The 505-nt window shown below is 68.5% G+C and carries 1 protein-coding gene; it reads right to left on the bottom strand.

What is annotated here, in order from left to right; translation table 11 throughout:
• Positions 1-505: HNH endonuclease signature motif containing protein (locus tag A5636_RS20305; protein ID WP_172827279.1), on the bottom strand; the 505-nt coding region annotated here is incomplete at both ends.

The raw sequence follows: 505 nt of genomic DNA, 5'->3' as shown, positions 1-505 counted from the left end.
CGGCGTTCGGCGTCGACGCGGTAGGCGCGGTCTTGGGCGCGGGTGCGTCGGCGCTTGGGCATCATCGCGGTGCGCTCGACACAATAATCTTGCGGCGCAATGGTTTCCGGGCTGGGCATGCCGCCGACGGCGTGGCAGAGGCTGGGGAACAGCAATGCGCTGCCCGGGGTGGTGACGTAGGTGTCCTCAGCAGGGGAGGTCCAGATCAGGGTGCCGTCGGCGAGTTGCTTATCGGTCCAGCCCCAGAAAGTTTTGATCAGGTGGTGATTTCGGCACAGGGCTTTGAGGTTGGCGGCGTGGGTGGGCCCGCCCTCGGCGTAGGGGATCGTGTGGTCGAGGTCGCAGCGGGTGGCCGCGGCGTCGCAGCCGGGGAAGCGGCAGGTCAGGTCACGGGCCCGGACGAAGTCGGCCAGGGCCTTGGAGGGCCGGTACTGGGGTTCTGCGGGGCTGTATCCGGGGTGGATCAGCGGCACGAGTTTGGCGGACTGGGCGAGTTCGGCCAGCA

The sequence above is a fragment of the Mycobacterium asiaticum genome (assembly GCF_001673315.1).
In the GTDB taxonomy this organism is placed as follows: domain Bacteria; phylum Actinomycetota; class Actinomycetes; order Mycobacteriales; family Mycobacteriaceae; genus Mycobacterium; species Mycobacterium asiaticum_B.
The sequence above is the reverse complement of the archived record's forward strand: the minus strand, read 5'-3'. Positions and strand labels throughout refer to the sequence as shown.